This window comes from Achromobacter sp. NCFB-sbj8-Ac1-l (assembly GCF_052695805.1).
In genome coordinates this window covers 5,680,765-5,699,434 of the sequence record NZ_CP199812.1, presented here as the reverse complement: position 1 = coordinate 5,699,434, position 18,670 = coordinate 5,680,765, and the positions used below count along the sequence as shown (strand labels likewise).

At 67.2% G+C, this 18,670-nt stretch carries 17 protein-coding genes; 5 read left to right on the top strand and 12 right to left on the bottom strand.

What is annotated here, in order from left to right; all coding sequences use genetic code 11:
* The first annotated feature begins 104 nt into the window (after positions 1-104).
* Positions 105-1,655 (top strand): Fic family protein, encoded by a 1,551-nt coding sequence (locus ACUDP5_RS26135; protein WP_445657587.1) that lies wholly within the window; start codon positions 105-107, stop codon positions 1,653-1,655.
* Here the strand turns inward: ACUDP5_RS26135 and ACUDP5_RS26130 are convergent.
* The 5 genes from ACUDP5_RS26130 to ACUDP5_RS26110 all read right to left on the bottom strand — a co-directional run bounded on the left by ACUDP5_RS26130 (position 1,622) and on the right by ACUDP5_RS26110 (position 6,203).
* Complete coding sequence (locus tag ACUDP5_RS26130) at positions 1,622-2,668, bottom strand: fumarylacetoacetate hydrolase family protein (protein WP_445657586.1); 1,047 nt, start codon at positions 2,666-2,668, stop codon at positions 1,622-1,624. The two genes, ACUDP5_RS26135 and ACUDP5_RS26130, sit on opposite strands and share 34 nt — an antisense overlap.
* Positions 2,665-3,204 (bottom strand): VOC family protein, encoded by a 540-nt coding sequence (locus tag ACUDP5_RS26125; protein ID WP_263909416.1) that lies wholly within the window; start codon positions 3,202-3,204, stop codon positions 2,665-2,667. The genes ACUDP5_RS26130 and ACUDP5_RS26125 overlap by 4 nt, the downstream gene beginning before the upstream one ends.
* Positions 3,205-3,212: 8 nt before the next feature.
* Positions 3,213-4,196 carry a Bug family tripartite tricarboxylate transporter substrate binding protein gene (locus ACUDP5_RS26120; RefSeq protein WP_445657585.1) on the bottom strand — a complete coding sequence of 328 codons (984 nt, stop codon included), beginning with the start codon at positions 4,194-4,196 and terminating at the stop codon, positions 3,213-3,215.
* A 100-nt stretch (positions 4,197-4,296) separates the two neighbouring features.
* Positions 4,297-4,500, bottom strand: a complete 204-nt coding sequence (locus tag ACUDP5_RS26115; RefSeq protein ID WP_263909420.1) for a hypothetical protein — start codon at positions 4,498-4,500, stop codon at positions 4,297-4,299.
* Entirely contained in the window at positions 4,497-6,203 is a 1,707-nt protein-coding gene (locus tag ACUDP5_RS26110; protein WP_445657584.1) for an FAD-dependent monooxygenase, read from the bottom strand. Before ACUDP5_RS26110 ends, ACUDP5_RS26115 begins: the two co-directional genes overlap by 4 nt.
* A gap of 95 nt (positions 6,204-6,298) precedes the next feature.
* On the opposite strand from ACUDP5_RS26110, the gene ACUDP5_RS26105 reads away from it, so the two are divergent.
* Positions 6,299-7,126 (top strand): helix-turn-helix transcriptional regulator, encoded by an 828-nt coding sequence (locus tag ACUDP5_RS26105; RefSeq protein WP_445657583.1) that lies wholly within the window; start codon positions 6,299-6,301, stop codon positions 7,124-7,126.
* A 105-nt stretch (positions 7,127-7,231) separates the two neighbouring features.
* Here ACUDP5_RS26105 and ACUDP5_RS26100 read toward each other — a convergent pair whose 3' ends face one another.
* The 5 genes from ACUDP5_RS26100 to ACUDP5_RS26080 form a co-directional block, all read right to left on the bottom strand.
* On the bottom strand, positions 7,232-8,590 hold the full coding sequence (locus ACUDP5_RS26100; RefSeq protein WP_263909426.1) for an MFS transporter: 1,359 nt from the start codon (positions 8,588-8,590) through the stop codon (positions 7,232-7,234).
* A gap of 62 nt (positions 8,591-8,652) precedes the next feature.
* Positions 8,653-9,675: a fumarylacetoacetate hydrolase family protein gene (locus tag ACUDP5_RS26095; RefSeq protein ID WP_445657582.1), complete on the bottom strand. Its 1,023-nt coding sequence runs from the start codon at positions 9,673-9,675 to the stop codon at positions 8,653-8,655.
* 23 nt (positions 9,676-9,698) lie between these two features.
* Entirely contained in the window at positions 9,699-10,658 is a 960-nt protein-coding gene (locus ACUDP5_RS26090) for an MBL fold metallo-hydrolase (RefSeq protein WP_263909430.1), read from the bottom strand.
* A gap of 109 nt (positions 10,659-10,767) precedes the next feature.
* Positions 10,768-10,974, bottom strand: coding sequence for a DUF2783 domain-containing protein (locus ACUDP5_RS26085; RefSeq protein ID WP_263909432.1), 207 nt, complete (start codon positions 10,972-10,974; stop codon positions 10,768-10,770).
* Positions 10,949-12,658, bottom strand: a complete 1,710-nt coding sequence (locus ACUDP5_RS26080) for an FAD-dependent monooxygenase (protein WP_445657581.1) — start codon at positions 12,656-12,658, stop codon at positions 10,949-10,951. The genes ACUDP5_RS26085 and ACUDP5_RS26080 overlap by 26 nt, the downstream gene beginning before the upstream one ends.
* Positions 12,659-12,804: 146 nt before the next feature.
* On the opposite strand from ACUDP5_RS26080, the gene ACUDP5_RS26075 reads away from it, so the two are divergent.
* Entirely contained in the window at positions 12,805-13,599 is a 795-nt protein-coding gene (locus ACUDP5_RS26075) for a helix-turn-helix transcriptional regulator (RefSeq protein WP_445657580.1), read from the top strand.
* Between the two features lie 47 nt (positions 13,600-13,646).
* Here the strand turns inward: ACUDP5_RS26075 and ACUDP5_RS26070 are convergent, their stop codons facing one another.
* Positions 13,647-14,189, bottom strand: coding sequence for an SMI1/KNR4 family protein (locus tag ACUDP5_RS26070; protein WP_445657579.1), 543 nt, complete (start codon positions 14,187-14,189; stop codon positions 13,647-13,649).
* A gap of 194 nt (positions 14,190-14,383) precedes the next feature.
* Here ACUDP5_RS26070 and ACUDP5_RS26065 point away from each other — a divergent pair, with 194 nt between their 5' ends.
* Both ACUDP5_RS26065 and ACUDP5_RS26060 read left to right on the top strand, forming a co-directional pair.
* Positions 14,384-15,697, top strand: a complete 1,314-nt coding sequence (locus ACUDP5_RS26065; RefSeq protein WP_263909440.1) for an ATP-binding protein — start codon at positions 14,384-14,386, stop codon at positions 15,695-15,697.
* Positions 15,698-15,781: 84 nt separating this feature from the next.
* Positions 15,782-17,332: an argininosuccinate lyase gene (locus ACUDP5_RS26060; protein WP_445657578.1), complete on the top strand. Its 1,551-nt coding sequence runs from the start codon at positions 15,782-15,784 to the stop codon at positions 17,330-17,332.
* A 140-nt stretch (positions 17,333-17,472) separates the two neighbouring features.
* Here ACUDP5_RS26060 and prpF read toward each other — a convergent pair whose 3' ends face one another.
* Positions 17,473-18,657, bottom strand: coding sequence for a 2-methylaconitate cis-trans isomerase PrpF (prpF, locus tag ACUDP5_RS26055; protein WP_445657577.1), 1,185 nt, complete (start codon positions 18,655-18,657; stop codon positions 17,473-17,475).
* Between the last annotated feature and the right edge of the window lie 13 nt (positions 18,658-18,670).

Here is an 18,670-nt window from a genome sequence, read left to right as displayed (position 1 = left end):
AATGTTACCAATAATGTTATTGGCGAAGCTGCTACGGGGTAAAGTTTTCGGTTAGGATTGGCGAATCATTAGCATTTTCGCGTGCTAAGTAGAGGATTTTTGCCATGCTGGTCGGATTCAAGGCTCTCGCTGAACGCTATGGCATTACGCCGGTGCAACCGCTACGTATCGAATCCGTGATCGGTACCGTACGGGCAAGCTTGCAGGCCGAAGGTTTGCTGGAAAACAAATACCCGCCCAGCTACCTGCCCAATGATGACTTCGCTGGCCATTTTGAATTTGGACTGAAGTACGAAGAGATTCATCTTGAGTTCTTTGCTCGCTTGTTTGCAGCCGTGGGCCCAGAGCCGGTCGAAGCTTGGTGCAGAAATGCACCCTTCGGTCAGTACGCGCGTCGAGCGGGCTTCCTGTTTGAGTGGCTTACTGGGCAGCGTCTTGATGTTCCTGACGTAGCCAATGGGGCGTACGTCAATGCGATTTCACCAACGGCATATCTCGCTCGCACAACACCGCTTCGTTCCCGACGGTGGCGCGTCAACGACAATCTTCCCGGCACCACGGCGTTTTGCCCTTTGGTTCGACGCACGGAAGCTATCCAACAGGCACTACGGTTTGATTTGAAGGCGGCGTTACGCGAATTGGACCGAGTTTTTGGTCCCGACATCCTGATGCGAACGGCCACTTGGTTGACGTTGAAGGAGTCGCGTGCAAGCTTCTTGATTGAAAAAGAAGCCGATCAAGCTGATCGCATTCAGCGTTTTGCGCACGTGATCGAACAGTATTGCGGTCATATCGACGATGCCTTGGCCGTCCAAAGCCTGCAGACCCTGCAAGCCGGGATTCTGGGAAAGGATGCTCCTGGGTTGGGCGTCAGGCGTTCTCCTGTCTTCGTAGGCCAGGCGACATTGCGTGAAGATATCGTGCACTACATCGCGCCACCTTTCGAGGATTTGGCCTTGATGCTGGCCGGTCTTAAGGTGTTTGAAGTTGCTACGCGAGGAGCCGAATCGCTGGCACGCGCGGCAGCGCTGGCGTTCGGATTCGTCTACATCCATCCCATGCGTGATGGTAACGGGCGGATTCATCGCTTCTTGATCAATGACACGCTCGCGCGAGATCAGGCGATTCCCGACGGCGTGATACTTCCAATTTCAGCGACCATAACGGGCTCGCTGGCTTTCCGTACGGGCTACGAAAAAGCCCTTGAGGCGTTTTCGCGTCCGTTCATGCGGCATTACGCGGCCGCCTATCGATTTGGCAAGTTCATCACTTACGAGGACGGCACGCGTAGCAATTTTGTGTTCGATGAGTACGCCGACGCGCGCTACGCCTGGCGGTTTCCAGACCTGACTGAGCAGGTGTTGTACACCGCAGGCGTTGTCGCCAGGACGATTCGGGTCGACATGGCTGACGAGGCCAGAATCTTGGTGGAATTTCAGCTTGCCCAAGCGCGCTTGAAGGAGGTCGTGGAAATGGCCGACCTAGACGCAAGTCGCATTATCCGATCCATTAAAGAGAATGGCTGGATCGTCTCGGGCAAGCTCAAACAACAGTATCCCCAACTGGCTTCGGCGCGTGTAGCGGCGAGCGTTGTGCAGGCGGTGCGATCGGCATTTGATGATCAAGAGGATGTGTCTACGGGGAAGTCGGCCTGACACTGCGCCGTCACTTCCACTACCTGATCAATCGCCCCGAACGGCATGGCGCCATCCGGCCCGCGCGCAAAGATCCGCACCCGGTCGCCGTGGCGCAGGTAGGGCGGCAGCTGGTCTTCGCGGGCGCCATCCAGCTGCGCGCGCACGCGGGCTTCGGTAATGCAGGCGCTGCCTGAGGCCGGGGCGGCGTTGCTGATGGTGCCGGCGCCAACGATGCTGCCCGCGACCAGGCCGCGTGTGCGGGCCAGGTGTTCGATGATCTGCGCAAAATTGAAGACGACTTCGCTGCTGGCGCTGGGTTCGCCGAAGCGGGCGCCGTTGACCTCGATGCGCACGGGCAGGTCCAGCATATTGTCGTGCCAGGCACTGCCCAATGCGGCGGGCGTGACGGCAATGGGAGCGAAGCTGGTAGCGGGCTTGCTTTGGTAGAAGCCAAAGCCCTTGGCCAGTTCGGACGGGATCAGCCCGCGCAGCGAAACGTCGTTCAGCAACACCACCAGCGCGATCAGGTCGGCCGCCTGCGCGGCGGTCGTGCCCAGGGGGACGTCACGGGTGATGACGGCGATTTCGGCTTCCAGGTCGATCAGGTGGCTTTCGTCGGTGGCGATGATGGGGTCTTGCGGGCCCAGCAGGATGTCGGACCCGCCCTGGTAGACCAGGGGTTCGTCTTCGTAGCGGGGGGGAATGGGTTCCTGGCGCCATTGGTAGATCAGGCGCGCATGGTTGCGGTAGACGGACGCGTCGGCCCATTGGTAGGCACGGGGCAGGGGCGCCATGCATTGGGCCGGGTCGAAGGCGCTGGCGGCGGCCCAGGCGCTGGCGTCCAGCCCGGCGCGACGGTGGTCGAGTTCGGGCGCCAGCGTGCTCCAGCCGTCCAGCAAGGCTTGCAGCGTCGGGGCGTTGGGGCCTGCGGCCATCCAGCGGTCGCCTGCCGGGCTGACGAGCATCAGTTCGCCGTCACGCGTGCCGGTCTTGCGAGTGGCCAGGCGCAGTTGCAGGGCGGGGTGGGTCATGGGCGGTCCTGTTGGGCGGGGGCGGGCTGTTGTCGGGTGGTCCAGCGGTCGAGCAGGCTGTGTGCGTCGCGGGCGAACCCGTCGACGACGGACGGGGCGGCGACTTCGACGGTGAGTTCCAGCCGCAAGCCGTTGGGGTCGAAGAAATAGATCGATTCGATGAAGCCGTCGTGGTCGGTGACGCCGACCACGTCGACGCCGTGGGCCTGCAGCCGTGCCTTCATGGCGTGCAGGTCGTCGCGGCTGGCCAGGGCGAGGGCGATGTGGTTGACCCAGGCGGGGGTGTTGGCGGACGGCAGGGCCGCGGTGTCGTCGCCCAGGTCGAAGAAGGCGATGCAGCCGCCGTTGCGCATGCGAAAGAAGATATGCACGTAGGGGCAGTATTCGCCGGTGCTGGGCACGTGGTCGTTCTTGATGACGTGCACCAGCGGCAGGCCCAGCAGGTCTTCGTAGAAGCGGCGGGTTTCTTCGGCGTTGCGGCAACGCCAGGCAAAGTGGTGCAGGCCCTGGACGGGGCGGGCGGTGGGTGTGTTCATGGCGGTCCTCAATCGAGTGAGATGTTGTTGGCGCGGATGACCTGGCCCCAGCGGGCGGACTCCGACCGGGCCAGCCGCTTGAAGGCGTCGGGCGTGCCGGGCAGCGGTTCAAAGCCGAACTCGGTGAAGCGGTTCAGCACGGCGGGGTCGGCCAGGGCCTGGTTCAGCGCCTGGTTCAGCGTGGCGACGATGGGGGCGGGCAGGCCCGGCGGTCCCAGCAAGCCCTGGAAGGCAAAGACCTCGACGTCGGCCACGCCCACTTCGGCCAGGGTGGGCACGTCGGGCAGCAGCGGTGAACGCGCGGCCGAGCCGATGGCCAGCGGGCGCACTTTGCCGGATTTGATGATCTGCAGCCCGGACGCCAGGTCCAGGAACATGACGGGCACCTGGCCGCCCATGACGTCCTGCATGGCGGGGGCGGCGCCGCGGTAGGGGACGTGGGTCAGGGTGGTGCCGGTCTTGCTCTGGAACAGGGCCATGGCCAGGTGATGCGGCGAGCCGTTGCCGACCGAGGCGTAGTCGACCTGGCCGGGCCGGGCGCGCACGTAGGCCAGGAACTGGGCGAAGTCGATCACGGGAAAGGCGGGGCTGGCGACCAGCACCAGGGGGAATTTGCCGATGGCGCCGATATAGGTGAAATCGTCCGCCGGGCGATAGGGCAGCTTCTTGAAGAGGTGTTCGTTGAAGGCCAGCACGCCGTTGTCGGCCGACATCAGGGTGTAGCCATCGGGCTTGGCGTGGGCGACCTGCTCGGCGCCGATGTTGGTGGCGGCGCCCGGCCGGTTGTCGATGATGATGCGTTGGCCCAGGCCGGGGCGGATGCTCTCGGCCAAGGTGCGGGCCAGGGTGTCGGTGCCGCCGCCTGCGGGATAGGGCACGACCCATTTGATGAGCTGGTCGGGGTACGCAGGCTGAGCCTGCACGGGCGTGGCAGTGGCCCATTGTGCGGCGGCGAGCGCCAAGGCCGCGGCCATGAATGTTCTTCGGTTCAAGGTTGTCTCCGTTGGGGGGCGGGGCAGGCTTGGTGGCCTGTCTTGGGGATCGGGGCTGAAAACGCCGACAAGCGTGCCGGTCGGGTGGGCGCAGGCGGCGTCAGCCTGCCGACAGTGACGGCAGCGGCAGGTCTTGCAGCGCCTGCTCGATGGCGTGCAGGCAGCGCTGTTCGTCCTGCACCTGCTCGAACAGCAGCAGTGCCAGGCGGGCCAGGAACAGGGATTCGCGTTCGCGCCCGGCGCTGGCGATGGCGTGGCTGCAGCGGGCGTAGAGGCGGTCTTGGACGGCGGCGTCGTAGGTCATTGCGGGGCTCCTTGGGCGCCGCAGGCGCGAGCCAGGGCGGTCAGTACGTCAGGCAGGTCGGGGGATGGCCAATGGGCGCCGTGATGGCCATCGGGGCGTATCAGGAAGGCCATGTGGGCCAAGGTCTGTTCCGGCAAGCCAAAGCACCGCGCCAGGTTGGCATCCGGCGCCAGTGTCACCACGCGGCAGGGCAGCCAGGGCCAGTCGGGTGCATGCGTCTGCGCTTCAAGGGTGTCGGCCTGCGGCCAGGGGCCGAATGCGAAAAGGGTGAAGCCGCCGGCCGCCAGCCGTTCGGTCAGGTAGCGCCCGTCTGGCAGGCGGCCGTCGAGCAAAGGCGCGCCAGGGGCCGCGTTCGCTGCCGTGGCGGGCGGCGGGGTATCCGTGCGTTGCGACGCATCGGCCGTCGCACCCGACTCGGGCGTTACGGCATACGTGATGGCATGCGTCTGGCGCGGATTGATCAGCCGCGCGATGCCGGGGTGGCGCGCGGCCAGCGACAGGCAGGCCTCGCGCATCAGGTCAAAGCCCCGGTTGGGCGGCGACATGAATTCGGTGCTGCGCATGGCGTTTTCGGCGTTGACGTGAAAGGCGTGCAGGCGTTCGGCGCTGTAGCGGTCCAGCAGGGTGTCGCTGCCCTTGCCGTGCAGCACCGCGGCCAGCTTCCACACCAGGTTGTCGGCGTCGTCGAAACCGGAATTCAGCCCGCGCACGCCGAAGATGGGCATGGCGTGGGCGGCGTTGCCGGCGAACAGGATGCGGCCATGGCGGTAACGGTCCAGGGTCATGGCGCCCGCGCGGTAGAGGGACGACCAGACCGGCGTCCAGGGCAGGTGGCCTTCGCCGATGGCGTCCAGGTGCGTCTGCACGAAGCGTTGAATCTGCTCGGGCTGCATGGCCTGGGCGGCGTCCACGCTGCCCGCCAGCTGGAAGTCGATGCGCCAGATGTCATCGGGCTGGCGGTGCATGAGGATGGTGGTGCCGCGGGCCCAGGGCGGATCGAACCAGGCGCGGCGCTCGGTAGGGTGGCGGCTGGCCAGTTCGATGTCGACGATGGCGTAGCGGCCCTGATAAGCGGTGCCCGCCAGTTCCAGCCCCAGGCTGGACCGGATGAAGCTCTGCCCGCCGTCGCATGCCACCAGCCAGTCGGCCTGTGCCGCGTAGCGACCCAGCGCGTTGTCGATATGCATGGTGACGCCGTCGGCGGCGGGGGCGCAGGCGGTGATCTTGCTGGCCCAGCGGATGTCGACGCGGCCCGGATGCTGTCGGTTGACGGCATCGATGGCGTCCAGCAGGAACTGTTCGATGTAGTACTGCTGCAGGTTGATCATGGGCGGATAGCGATCGTCCGCGCGGGTGGGCATCTCAAATACCAGGACCTCGTCGGTGCCGTAGTAGCTGCGGCCACGCGTCCAGGGCAGCCCCTTGCCGAGGAAAGCGGAGGCCACGCCCAGCCGGTCCATGATCTCCAGGCTGCGGCGCGAGATGCAGGCGGCGCGGCTGCCTTCGCAGACCGAGTCGTCGGCCTCGATGACGACGCAGTCGATGCCTTGCCGGGCCAGGCCCAGCGCGACGGCCAGGCCGACGGGGCCGCCGCCGGCAATCATGACGCGATGGCGGCGGGCGTCGGTGCCGTTTGCATCCCGCGGCGGCAGCGATGGCGCAAAGCGTGAATAGCGGAAGGGGCCGATTCGTTCGAGCGGCATGCGGATGTCCTGTTCTTATGGCGTTGTCTCTGGGTATATTCTGGCGACTTGGAATCGATAATTTGTCCTGATTAATTAGGACAGGAATACCCGTCATGAAATTGCTGCCCGTGGTGCAGGACACGCCCGCTCCCGCGTTTGCGGTGGCGGCGGCCCTGATGGACGCGATTGGCGCCGACGATTTCGCCGCCCGGGTGCTGGGCGCGCTGGGCGGCATGTTTCCGGCCAGCCACTGCACGGTGTTCGCGCTGCGCAGCAGCGGGCGCGTGCAGGCCGTGTCCAGCGCCAGCGCGATTGGCGAGGTGGCCACCTTGACCGCCGTGCAATACATGCGGCTGGGGTTCGATCGCAAGGACTCCAATATGCTGTGGCTGTCGCGGCGCAAGCCGGGCAAGGCGACACAGCTGTGGATCGGGCTGCAGCAGGCCGAGGACGTGGCGGATGAACACTACCGCCGCGTCTGCTATGGCGATCCGGGCATCCGCGAGCGGCTGTCGTTGCTGGCGGTGTTCGCCGACGGCTATCGGGTGTCGGTCAGCCTGTACCGCAATCTGGCGTATCCGGAATTCCTGCCGCAAGACATCGAACGCCTGGCGTTGCACGCGCCGCTGATCGCCACGGCGGTCATGCGGCACGTGCTGGTCACTCGGCGCTCGCCGGCGGATCATGCCCCGCAGGCGCGCCTCATGGCGCAGTTGTCGGGCCGCGAGCGGCAGATCGTCACGCACGTGCTGGAAGGCCTGACGACCAAGGAAGCGGCGCGCGAGATGGGGGTGTCGGACACGACCGCGTTGACGTACCGCTACCGGGCCTTCCAGCACCTGGGCGTGCGCAACCATCGGGAACTGATGGCGCTGGTGGGGGCGGGCGTGCCCAGGCGGACGTCGGCGCGCGCTGACGCCCTCAAGCCCCGCAAAGCCTGACCTCGCAGTCTGCCGTGCACAGGGGCTGCCCGGGCGCGGCGCACGGGGGGGCGATCGCTTCACGTGGGGCGGCGCCTTCGCGTCGCGGTGCGGCGGCATGGGGCGTCAGTCGGCGTGCAGCGTCGTGCCGGGCCTGTCCTTGACCAGCGTCACGGCGATGAACGAGATGACGGCCATCGCGACGACGTACAGCCCCACCCGCCACGATTGCCCGGTGGCAGAGATGATCGCCTGCGCAATCATTGCGGCAAAGGCGCCGCCCAGAATGGACCCCAGCGCGTAGCCGGCCGACACGCCGGAATAGCGCACGTCGGCGGGGAACATCTCGGCATACAGGGCGGCCTGCGGTCCGTAGGTCAGCCCCAGCGGCACCGCCAGCACCGCCAGCGCCAGCGTGAACAGCGCCGGGTTGCCCGATTCGATCAGCCACCACATCGGAATGGCCCACAGGGCCAGCAGCACATAGCCCACCTGGAACGTGCGGACGCGGCCGATGCGGTCGCCCAGCCACCCGCCCAGAAGGGTGGTGCCCAGCCAGCAGGCGGCGGCCAGCGTGCAGATCATCAGCACCTGCTGCGCCGGCATGTGCAGCGCGCGGCTGCCGTAGCTGATGAAGAACCCCACCAGCAGGTAGCCGGCCGTGCTGTTGCCCACGAAGATCAGGGTCGTCAGCGCGATCTGGCGCGGATGCCGGCGCAGCAGCGTGCCCAGCGGCGCCGACGAGTGGCTGCGCCGGGACCGCATCTTCAGGAACACGGGGGATTCCTCGACGGCGCGGCGGATGAACACGCCCACGATGATCAGCGCAATGGACAGCAGGAACGAGATGCGCCAGCCCCAGGCCATGAAGTTATCGGGTCCGACCAGCGCCGTGATGCACCACAGCGCGCCCGTGGCGACGATCATGCCCAGCGGTACGCCGATCTGCGGGAAGGCACCGAACAAAGACCGTCGGTCGACCGGAGCATGTTCCACGGCCATCAGCGCCGCGCCGCCCCATTCGCCGCCGGCCGAGAAGCCCTGCAGCACGCGCAGCCCGACCAGGATGACCGGCGCCCACAGTCCGATCTGGGCGTAGGTCGGCAACACGCCGATCAGCGCGGTGGAAACGCCCATGAGGATGAGCGTCGCGGCCAGCACGCGTTTGCGGCCATAGCGGTCGCCCAGGTGGCCACAGACAATGGCGCCCAGCGGCCGGAACAGAAAGGCCACGCCGACGGTCGCAAACGACAGGATCAGCGACAGCTCGGGATTCTCGCGGGCAAAGGGAGCGAAGAACAGGCTGCCCAGCACCAGGCCCGCGGCCTGGACGTAGATGAAGTAGTCGTACCACTCGATGGCCGAGCCGACCAGCGTGGCCGCCAGTACCTTGCGGTCTTCGAGGCTGACCCGGGGGACGGCCGCCCGGCGGTCGGCGAGGGACGCGGGCGCAACGGCGCCCTGTCCAGAAAGATCTGTCTGCATGCATGTCTCCTTGGGGGCGCGGTCTGGGCCGCTTGCTTTTGGGGGGCTGCCAGGGCGCGGGCTCAGGCGGTGACCGCTTGGTGCGCCGGGGCCTTGGGCAGCGGGCGGGTGCCGGGAATGCGGACCTGCTGGTCGATGTCGCCAAACAGGCTGTGGCCGGCGTCGTCCTGCATGGCGATGCGCACCTGGTCGCCGTGCTTGAGGAAGGGCGTGCGCATCTGGCCTTCGCGCAGTTGCTCGCGCACCCGCGCTTCGACCAGGCAGCACACGCCGACGGCGTCGCTGGCGTTCGAGATGGTGCCGCTGCCCACGAGGGTGCCGGCGCCCAGGCGGCGGGTGCGTGCCGCATGTGCGATCAGCTCGCCGAAATGAAACTGCATTTCCTCGCCGGCCTGGGGCTGGCCCAGCAGTTGGCCGTTCAACCACACCTGCATCGGCCGGTGCAGCTTGCCACCCCGCCAATGGGGGGCGAGTTCGTCGGGGGTGACCAGCACGGGCGACAGTGCCGACGCCGGCTTGCCTTGCAGGAAGCCAAAGCCCTTGCTCAATTCCGGCAGCACCACGTTGCGCAACGTGACGTCGTTGACCAGGCCCAGCAGCACCACATGATTCAGCGCCGTGTCGGCGTCCACGCCCAGCGGCACGTCGTCGGTGACCACTACGATCTCGGCTTCAAGGTCGACCCCCAGGTCTTCGCTGGCGGCGGTGATCGGGTCGCAGGGGCCCATGAAGTCGTCAGAGGCGCCCTGGTACATCAGCGGGTCGGTGCGAAACGACGGCGGCATTTCGCCGCCGCGCGCGCGCCGCGTCAGGTCGACGTGGTTGAGGTAGGCGGATGCGTCCAGCCACTGGTAGGCGCGCGGCAGCGGCGCGGCGCATTGGGCGGCATCGAACGGCTGGCCGGCGCCGCCGGCTTGCAGGTCGTCGTATTCCGCTTGCAGGCGCGGCGCGCAGCGGGCCCAGTCGTCCAGGGCTTGCTGCAAGGTGGCGGCGATGTGCGGCACGGGGCGCTGGCGGGCGAGTGCGCGGTCGACGACGACCAACTGGCCGTCGCGGGTGCCGTGGTTCAGGGTGGCAAGTTTCATGTTGGGGTTCCGTGGTGATGGCGTCAGGCGGTGAGCTCGGCCCACATTTCGCGGTCGCGCTGCGCCGTCCAGACGCGCGGCTCGGCGATGCCGCTGGCTTCGTCGAAGGCGCGCGAGATGTCAAAGGGAATGGCGTGTTCGTAGATGACGACGTGGCCGAATTCGGGGTCCATCACGCGGCGGGTGTCTTCGTAGACTTGCTTCAAGCCCTTGCCTTCGCTGACGCCCTGGCGGGCGCAGCCGTACAGCGTCTCTACCCAGCGCTTCGTGTAGCCGATGGCCTCGCGGCAGGCGTCGGGTTGCGTGAGCGCGGGGCCGCGCCCCGGCACCAGCTGGCGCGGCTGCAAGGCTTGCAGCGCATCCAGCGTGGCGGGCCAGTCGGCCAGGTAGGCGTCGCCGGTGTAGACGCCGGCATTGAATTCGACCAGGTCGCCGGAAAAACAGATGCCCTGCGACGGAATCCACACGATCGAATCGCCGCGGGTGTGGCCGGCGCCCAGATGCATCATGCGCACTTCCAGGTTGCCCAGGTTCACGGTCAGTTCGCGCTCGAACACCACCGTGGGCCAGGTCAGCCCGGGGATGCCTTCGGCGGATTGGAACAACCGGGGAAAGCGGCCGATCTCGGAGTCCATGTCGGCCTGGCCGCGCTCGGCGATCAGTTCGTAGGTGCCGCGGCTGGCGAAGGTGTTGACGGCGCCTTCGGCGGCAAAGGCGGACGCGCCCAGCACGCGCACGGCGTGGTAGTGGGTCAGGGCGACGTGGCGGATGGGCTTGTCGGTGACGCCGCGAATCGCGCGGATCAGGGGTTGGGCCATGACCGGCGTGGCGGTCGCATCGACCACCATCACGCAGTCGTCGCCGATGATGACGCCGGAGTTGGGGTCGCCGTCGGCGAGGTAGGCGTAGGCGTTGTCGGATAGGCGGACGAAAGAGGTCTTCTTTTCGGCTACGTCGGCCTGGGAGGCAAAGGGCTTGGTCATCGTGTTCCTGTATCGGGTGGGAATGCGGGTTTCAGTGGGCCTGGCGAGCAGGTCGTCGTGGGCCGCGGGATCGGGGCGGGATGCGGCGTCTTGACGCCGTTTCCGTGGGTCAGGGGATGTGCAGGGGGGGCGGTTCGGCGCGTGCCGCCAGCACTTCATCGACGGCCGACTGCACCCGGGCGGCGTCGTCCACCGCTTCGATGAGCAGCAGCGACAGCCGCGCCAGGCTGTCGCGTTGATCCACGGGGTCGGGCTGGTCGGTCAACGCGATCAGGCGTTCGAGCAGGTCATCAAGCTGTTGCTGTGAGGGCGGCATGAAGGGAGTCTCCGGGAGAATGCCGCAGGCCGTGGGCCGGGGCAGTGGGGAACGTCGGGCTGTCGGCGCGGCCCAGCGCGGCATCGATCCAGGTCGTGATCTGCGCGGGGGGAAACGCCTGCGCGTCGCCTGCCGCCATGAGGTGCTGATCGGGTCGCACCAGCCAGGTCGCGCCGTCCAGGGCCAGGCCAAGCTGATGCGCCAGGGCGGCGCGGCCCCGCGCATCGCACAGCGGCCCCACCGCGACCCAGTGCACCCGCGCATCGGCGTGCGTGGCCACGGCAGCCTCGGGCGGCAGGGCCTCGCCGAATACCAGCACCGTGAACCAGGGGCCCAACAGCGCATGCAGGGACAGGCCGTCGGCCTGCCGCAGCACGATGTTGGGCAGCGCGCGGCCGGCGTGGGCATGGGTGCCATGCACCAGCGGCGAAGGGGGATAGACCGCGGGCATGCACAGGCGGCCGGTATTGATCAGGCGGGCGGTGGCCTCGTGTTGCGGTGCGAGCGCGATGATGGCGTCGCGCCACAGCGCGGCCGACCGGGCCGTGCCGGGATAGACAAAGCGCGACGAGCGCCGCGCCTGGCGGATGTTCTCCATGGCCGCGTGCTTGCGCTCGTGGCTGTAGCTGTCCAGCAGCGACGCATCCGCCTGCCCTTGCAGCAGCAGCGCCAGCTTCCAGCCCAGGTTGTCCGCATCCTGGATGCCGCCGTTGCCGCCGCGTGCGCCAAAGGGCGCGACCAGATGGGCCGAGTCGCCCGCGAACAGCACGCGGCCGTGGCGCAGGCTGTCCAGGCATTCGTGGCGGTAGGCCCAGACGCCATGCCAGGCGATATCGAAGTCGACCGATTCGCCCACCAGGTCGCGCACGCGTTGGCGCATGCCGGCCTCTGTTGCCGCGGCCTCGGCGTCCTCGTCGGGCCGCAGCTGGAAATCCAGCCGCCAGGTGTCGTCGGCCATCTTGTGGCGCCAGACCGCGCGGCCGTGGTTGCTGCCGGCGTCCAGCCAGGTCCAGCGCTCTTCGGGCCAGGTGGTGCCGCGCAGGACGATGTCGATGATGATCCAGCGGTCTTCGGTGCGGTCGTAGACGCGCGGTTGCAGGCCCAGCAGGCCGCGCACCGCGCTGTGTGCGCCGTCGCAGGCCACCACCCACTGGGCGCGGGTGGCATAGGCGCCATCTGGCGTCTGTACCCGCAGCGTGACGGGGCCGTCGGCGCAGGGGGCGATGCCGACGACGGCGTTCAACCAGCGCAGGTCGGCCAGCGGTTCACGCTGCAAGGCGTCGACCAGGAAGGCTTCCAGATAGTATTGCTGCAGGTTCACGAAGCCGTTGTGGCGCATGTCCGGCTGGTCCTGTAGCGTGAACGATGCCACCGCCTTGTCGCGGCACAGCACGCGGCCGATGTTCCAGCGCACGCCCTTGTCGACCACCGCGCCGGCCATGCCCAGCCGGTCGAAGATATCCAGCGTGCGCTGGGCCCAGACCATGCCGCGCGAGGCCAGGCCGCGCACGCCGACGGTGTTGTCGTCGTCCAGCACCACCACGGCAATGCCGCGGCGCACCAGGTCCAGCGCCAGCGTCAGGCCGGAAAGCCCGGCGCCGACGATGGCGACGGCATGCGGCTCGGCGCGCGGGCCGTCCATCTCGGCGGGCCGGATATAGGGGTAGAGGGGAAGCTCTGTCATCGTTTTCCCTAGCGTCTTGTGTTTTGTCTCTTGCCCCACTCTAGGAGCGCGACGCGGGCCCGTCATGTCCTCACGGAAGAGGACACACGGAAGGCGGGGGTTGACCTTAGAATCGGGAAAACACGTCCGTACGAGGACCCAGAACCATGGAAGAGACAAGCACGCCGCTGGCGGCGGCCGGGGGGACGGACCAATGGGCGGCATCCGCCGTGATGGACCTGGGCGGGCCGATGTTCCATGCCGCGCTGCTGCTGGCCCTGCGCGAAACGGTGGCGGCCGATCACGTGGCCCACGTGTTCTACGGGCACGACGGCTCGGTGCAGTATTCGTCGGCCGCCAGCCTCTTGAACCAGTCCCTGATCGAATGGACCACCAACGTCTACGTCGACGATGAGTTCTATCGCCGCGATCCCAACTACGCGCTGCTGCGCGACCTGGCCTGTCACCCCGAGGGACAGCCGGACCTGATCATCCAGACGCCCACGCCGGGGCACATCCTGGATGCCGAATACCGCCGCCTGCTGTTCGAGCGGCCGGGCTTTGCCAGCAAGATTTCACTGATCGGCGCGCGCAGCGAAGGCATCAGCTACCTGAACCTGTATTTTTCGCGCACGCATTCGGCGGACGTGACCGACCTGATGCGCGGCCGCGCGCCGCTCTTGATCGCGCTGGCGCGGCGCCATCAACAGCTATGTCGGCGCGAGGCCGCGCCGGCACCCGTGGCGGCCTGGCCGGCCGACCTGTCGTTTCGTGAGATCCAGGTGGCGAACCTGCTGCGCCAGGGCCACACGGCCAAGGAAGTGGGCCGCGCGCTGGGCCTGTCGCCCACCACGGTGGTGACCTACAAGAACCGCATCTTCAAGAAGAGCAAGGTCGCCAGCCTGAAGGAATTCCTGATCAAGGCGCCGGTGGCACGCGAGGCCTCGCATGGCCCCTCGTAGCGGCTGACAGGGTCTGGGCACGCCGGCTGTCGAGTGCCTCCCGGCCGTCACGCCATCTTCGCGTACAGCCGGATCAGATCATCGAACGACGCAGCGACGGGCATGAACCAGCCGTCGTCAATGAAGCCGTCGACCAGGGCGTCGACATCCTGGCCCCGGATGTCCAGGTCTTCGTAGACCGAGGCCATCTCGCCATCGGTGTACATGATGCGGCCCTGGTGCGTGCCCTGGCTGATTTCCACGTAGGTACAGAAGTCGCCGCCCAAACCCAGCACGGGGGCGAAGGGCAGGAAGGCGGGGTTGTGAAAGCCCATTTTCGGGGTCAGCAGCGCCAGGTCCAGGTGGGGGGCGCCATTGCCGATGCCGAAAAAGGTATTCATGTCGGCCAGCGCGGGCGAGACGCCGGCCCGGTGGGCCTGGTCGAAATCGAAGCCGAAGCGCAGGCCGTTGCTGCGCGCCAGGAACGCCTTGTAGCCATCGGAAAAGCGCGTTTGCCAGGCGTGCTCGTAGGCCTGGATGGCGGCGCGGTCGGCGCCGGGGAACGATTGCAGGATCTTGCCCGAACGCAGGAGTTTCTCTAGCGGGTCCATGGGGTGGAAGTCCTTTCGAGGTTGGCGCAGCGAATCCGCCAGGCAGCGGACGGGAAGGCAACGCCAGGATAACGCGCCTTCCACGTCACCGGTGTTTCACGATTTTTCACAAATCCCCCACAAATGGCGGCGGATCGGAGCCGGCTTTTGTCCCTATGATCCCGAGCCGCCGGCTGTCGGCGCCTGGGCCTGCAATGTTCAAATTCTTCGTTCGATTCTTCATCGTGGTCGTGATCAGCCTGTGCCTGGCCTACCAGCTGGTGGACAAGGGCCTGGGCAAGCTGTTCAAGCCGACGGTGGACGAGATTGCCTACCAGTCGCTGCGAGGCCAGGTCTACGAACTGCACCAGCGGCTGGATGGCGTGCCGCCGGCCGAGCGCGAAGCCGCGTTGCGTGAACAGGTGGTGCCGCACTACGGTCTGGCGTTGCGCCTGCTGCCGCCGGACCAGGTGCGGTTGACGCAGGGCGAACGCGAGCAGCTCGAGAGCCGGGGCTTCGTGATGCGCGACGAATACAACACGCACCTGGTGCCGTTGCCGGGCGAGCCGGCGCAATGGCTGGAATTGCGCCTGCCAGGCGAGGGCGTGGTCGATACCTTGCTGACCTGGAGTCTATGGACCTTCCTGACGGTGATGGTGGGCTTGGGGCTGCTGGCTTTGTGGGCGCTGCCGATGTGGCGCGACATGGACCGGCTGCGCAACGCGGCGGTGCGCATGGGGCAGGGCGAGCTGGGCATGCGGGTGCAGTTGTCGCGGATGACGGGCATTCGCCACGTGGGCGAAAGCTTCAACTACATGGCGGGCCGCATCGCTACGTTGATCGAGAACCAGCGCAGCCTGACCAATGCCGTGTCACATGAATTGCGCACGCCGCTGGCGCGGCTGTCGTTCGAGGTGGACGTGCTGGACCGCAGCGGCCTGCCGCCGGCACACGGCCGGGTGCTGCGCGACATGCGGGCGGATATTTCCGAACTGGAAAGCATGGTGGCCGAGCTGCTGGTGTATGCGCGGCTGGAGCGGCCCGCCGACGACGCCGTGAAGCAGGAAACGGTGGATACGCGTGATTGGCTGGGCGAGGCGCTGGCCCAGGTGGCGCACCAGGCCGATGCACGCAATGTACGCTGCGTGGTGGTGGAGGGGCATCCGCCGCACGTCAGCCTGAACCCGCGCTACATGAGCCGGGCGCTCTTGAACCTGGTGCAGAACGCGGTGCGCTACGCGCGCGGCCGCATCGAGATCGCGCTGGCGCGCTGTCCGCATGGCGGCTTCGAGCTGATTGTGGATGATGACGGGCCGGGCATCCCCGCCGAGGATCGCGCCCGGGTCTTCGAACCCTTCACCCGCCTGGATGAAAGCCGCGACCGCGGCACGGGCGGCGCGGGCTTGGGCCTGGCGATCGTGCAGCGCGTGGCGGCCAGCCACCGCGGCACCATTCAGGTGTTCGACAGCCCGCTGGGCGGCGCGCGTTTCGTGTTGCGGTGGGCGGTGCCCGCGGGGCAGCCGGGATAATTGCATTTTGATGGCGGTCCGCGCAAAAATGGCGCTTGGCATCGGGGGCTTCCCCTGCCGACTCTTCCCCATAACGAGAACGCCATGAGACATTTTCTGCCCGCCCTGGGCGCAGCCCTTGTATTTTCCCTAGGCAGCCAAGCGGCCCTGGCGCAACAGGCGCCTGCGGCATCCGCCGCTGCCAAGCCGCCCGCGCGCGACCCGTTCTTCTGGCTGGGCGAGATCAACAAGGCCACGGCCGTGATCAACACCGACGAAGGGCTGCTGGACAAGTCCATGGCGCCGCGCCTGGCGGCCGGCGTGGCCAAGGTGATCAACGATGGCAACCAGCCCGGCGCCAAGCGGCCGGCCAGCGTCATCACGTTCGAACCGCTGCTGATCAAGGCGGCCGGCGAAGACGTGACGCTGCTGCACGCGGGCCGTTCCAGCCAGGACATGCACGCCACCTACCGCAGCGCGATCCTGCGCGACAAGCTGCTGGAACTGGCGGACCAGCTGAACGCCACGTCCACCACGCTGGTGGAACTGGCGGCCAAGCACGCCGGCACCATCGTGCCGAACTACACCAACGGCGTGGCGGCGCAGCCGAACAGCTATGGCCACTATCTGCTGGGCCAGGCGGCGGGGCTGGCGCGCGATGCGCAACGCATCCGCGAAGCCTATGCGCGCATCGACCGTTCGCCCATGGGTACCACGGTGCTGAACGGCACCAGCTGGCCGCTGGACAGAAAGCGCATGGCGCAATACCTGGGCTTCGAGGCGTTGGTGGACAACGCCTATGACGCCTCGCAGATCTCGTCGATGGACCAGCCGGTGGAAGTGGCGTCCATCGTGACCAGCATCGCATTGCGCACGGGCAATTTCGTGGAAGACGTGATGACGCAGTACGCGCAATCGCGTCCGTGGATTCTGCTGGAAGAGGGCGGCGGCAATACCTATGTGTCCAGCGCCATGCCGCAAAAGCGCAATCCGGGCTTGCTCAACGATACGCGCAGCGATGCGTCGACGGCGGTGACGCTGGCGATGGGGCCGGTGATCCAGACGCACAACATCACCCCGGGCATGAGCGACCCCAAGGACGTGAAGCAGAATTCGGCGATGGTCGACAGCGGCATCTCGGCGCTCAAGCGCTGGGACCGGGTCCTGAAGGCCATGGTGATCAGCCCGGACCGTGCGCTGGAAGAACTGAACAGCGACTGGACGGCGTCGCAGGAACTGGCCGACGTGCTGATGCGCAAGTACAAGCTGCCGTTCCGCGATGGGCATCATTTCGCGTCGGAAGTGGTGACCTACGCCAAGACCAACAACATCAAGCCGCTGGACTTCCCGTATGACCAGGCGCGCCGCATCTATGCCGAGGCGATGAAGGGATCGAAGTACCCGAACGAACTGCCGATGAGCGAAGCCGAGTTCCGCGCGACGCTGGACCCGGTGGCCATCGTGAAGAACCGCGCCACCATCGGCGGGCCGCAGCCGGCCGAGATGGATCGCATGATCAAGGAAGCGCGCGAGCAGTTGGCGTCGCAGGATAAGTGGATCAAGGAACGCCGCGGTCACATCGCGGATTCGCTGGCCAGCCTGGACAAGGCGTTTGATGCGCTGGTGGCCAGCGCGCCTAAAGAGCAGGGCAAGTAAGGCCCGGGCCGTGATGCAGGGCAGCGGCTGGAGCGAATGCCTTGCGGGTCGGGCGGCGCGCCAGGTGGGCGCCGGGGCGTGCCCGGAACGGTTCCATCGATGGAGGGCCTGCGGCAGCGCATGCCGCAGGCCCTTCCGATTCAGAACCCCGTGCGCGGCACGTGCACGCGGCCTTCCATCAGTACGCGTGCGCTGCGGCTCATGATGGCCTTGGTGACGGTCCATTCGCCGTCGACCAATTGGGCCTCGGCGCCCACGCGCAGGGTGCCCGACGGGTGGCCGAAGCAGACCTGGTCGCGCTGGCCGCCGCCGGCCGCCAGGTTGACCAGCGTGCCGGGCACGGCGGCGGCGGTGGCGATGGCGACCGACGCGGTGCCCATCATGGCGTGGTGCAGCTTGCCCATGGACAGGGCGCGCACCAGCACGTCGATGTCATTCGCGCCGATCTGCTTGCCGCTGGACGCGGTGTAGGCCTTGGGGCCGGCCACGAAGGCGACCTTGGGGGTGTGCTGGCGGGCGGCGGCTTCTTCCAGGGATTTGATCAGGCCCATGCGCAGCGCGCCGTGGGCGCGGATGGTTTCGAAGCGGGCCAGCGCGGCGGCGTCGCCATTGATGTCGTCCTGCAGTTCGGCGCCGCTGTAGCCCAGCGCGTCGGCGTTCAGGAAGATGGTGGGAATGCCGGAGTTGATCATGGTGGCCTTGAAGGTGCCCACGCCGGGCACTTCCAGGTCGTCCACCAGGTTGCCGGTGGGGAACATCGAGCCGCCGTCGCCTTCTTCGGCCGGGTTCATGAATTCCAGCTGCAGCTCGGCGGCGGGGAAGGTCACGCCGTCCAGTTCGAAGTCGCCGGTTTCCTGCACGGCGCCGTCGGTGATGGGCACGTGGGCGATGATGGTCTTCTGGATGTTGGCCTGCCAGATGCGCACCACGGCGATGCCGTTTTGCGGCACGCGGGCCGGATCGATCAGGCCGTTGGTGATGGCGAAGGGGCCGACCGCGGCGGACAGGTTGCCGCAGTTGCCGCTCCAGTCGACAAAGGCCTGGTCGATCGAGACCTGGCCGAACAGGTAGTCCACGTCATGGTCGGGGCGGGTGCTCTTGCCGACGATGACGGTCTTGCTGGTGCTGGAGGTGGCTGCGCCCATGCCGTCGATCTGCTTGCCGTAGGGGTCCGGGCTGCCGATGACGCGCATCAGCAGTGCGTCGCGGGCCGGGCCCGGCACGCGGGCGGATTCGGGCAGGTCGTCCAGCTTGAAGAACACGCCTTTGCTGGTGCCGCCGCGCATGTATGTGGCGGCAATCTTGATCTGGGGTGCGTGGGCCATGGGGCAGTCCTGA

Excerpts from the sequence above, each read along its gene's own strand:
- ACUDP5_RS26135 (WP_445657587.1), top strand. The coding sequence starts at position 105 with ATGCTGGTCGGATTCAAGGCTCTCGCTGAACGCTATGGCATTACGCCG.
- ACUDP5_RS26130 (WP_445657586.1), bottom strand. The coding sequence starts at position 2,668 with ATGACCCACCCCGCCCTGCAACTGCGCCTGGCCACTCGCAAGACCGGC.
- ACUDP5_RS26125 (WP_263909416.1), bottom strand. The coding sequence starts at position 3,204 with ATGAACACACCCACCGCCCGCCCCGTCCAGGGCCTGCACCACTTTGCC.
- ACUDP5_RS26115 (WP_263909420.1), bottom strand. The coding sequence starts at position 4,500 with ATGACCTACGACGCCGCCGTCCAAGACCGCCTCTACGCCCGCTGCAGC.
- ACUDP5_RS26110 (WP_445657584.1), bottom strand. The coding sequence starts at position 6,203 with ATGCCGCTCGAACGAATCGGCCCCTTCCGCTATTCACGCTTTGCGCCA.
- ACUDP5_RS26105 (WP_445657583.1), top strand. The coding sequence starts at position 6,299 with ATGAAATTGCTGCCCGTGGTGCAGGACACGCCCGCTCCCGCGTTTGCG.
- ACUDP5_RS26100 (WP_263909426.1), bottom strand. The coding sequence starts at position 8,590 with ATGCAGACAGATCTTTCTGGACAGGGCGCCGTTGCGCCCGCGTCCCTC.
- ACUDP5_RS26095 (WP_445657582.1), bottom strand. The coding sequence starts at position 9,675 with ATGAAACTTGCCACCCTGAACCACGGCACCCGCGACGGCCAGTTGGTC.
- ACUDP5_RS26090 (WP_263909430.1), bottom strand. The coding sequence starts at position 10,658 with ATGACCAAGCCCTTTGCCTCCCAGGCCGACGTAGCCGAAAAGAAGACC.
- ACUDP5_RS26085 (WP_263909432.1), bottom strand. The coding sequence starts at position 10,974 with ATGCCGCCCTCACAGCAACAGCTTGATGACCTGCTCGAACGCCTGATC.
- ACUDP5_RS26080 (WP_445657581.1), bottom strand. The coding sequence starts at position 12,658 with ATGACAGAGCTTCCCCTCTACCCCTATATCCGGCCCGCCGAGATGGAC.
- ACUDP5_RS26075 (WP_445657580.1), top strand. The coding sequence starts at position 12,805 with ATGGAAGAGACAAGCACGCCGCTGGCGGCGGCCGGGGGGACGGACCAA.
- ACUDP5_RS26070 (WP_445657579.1), bottom strand. The coding sequence starts at position 14,189 with ATGGACCCGCTAGAGAAACTCCTGCGTTCGGGCAAGATCCTGCAATCG.
- ACUDP5_RS26065 (WP_263909440.1), top strand. The coding sequence starts at position 14,384 with ATGTTCAAATTCTTCGTTCGATTCTTCATCGTGGTCGTGATCAGCCTG.
- ACUDP5_RS26060 (WP_445657578.1), top strand. The coding sequence starts at position 15,782 with ATGAGACATTTTCTGCCCGCCCTGGGCGCAGCCCTTGTATTTTCCCTA.
- prpF (WP_445657577.1), bottom strand. The coding sequence starts at position 18,657 with ATGGCCCACGCACCCCAGATCAAGATTGCCGCCACATACATGCGCGGC.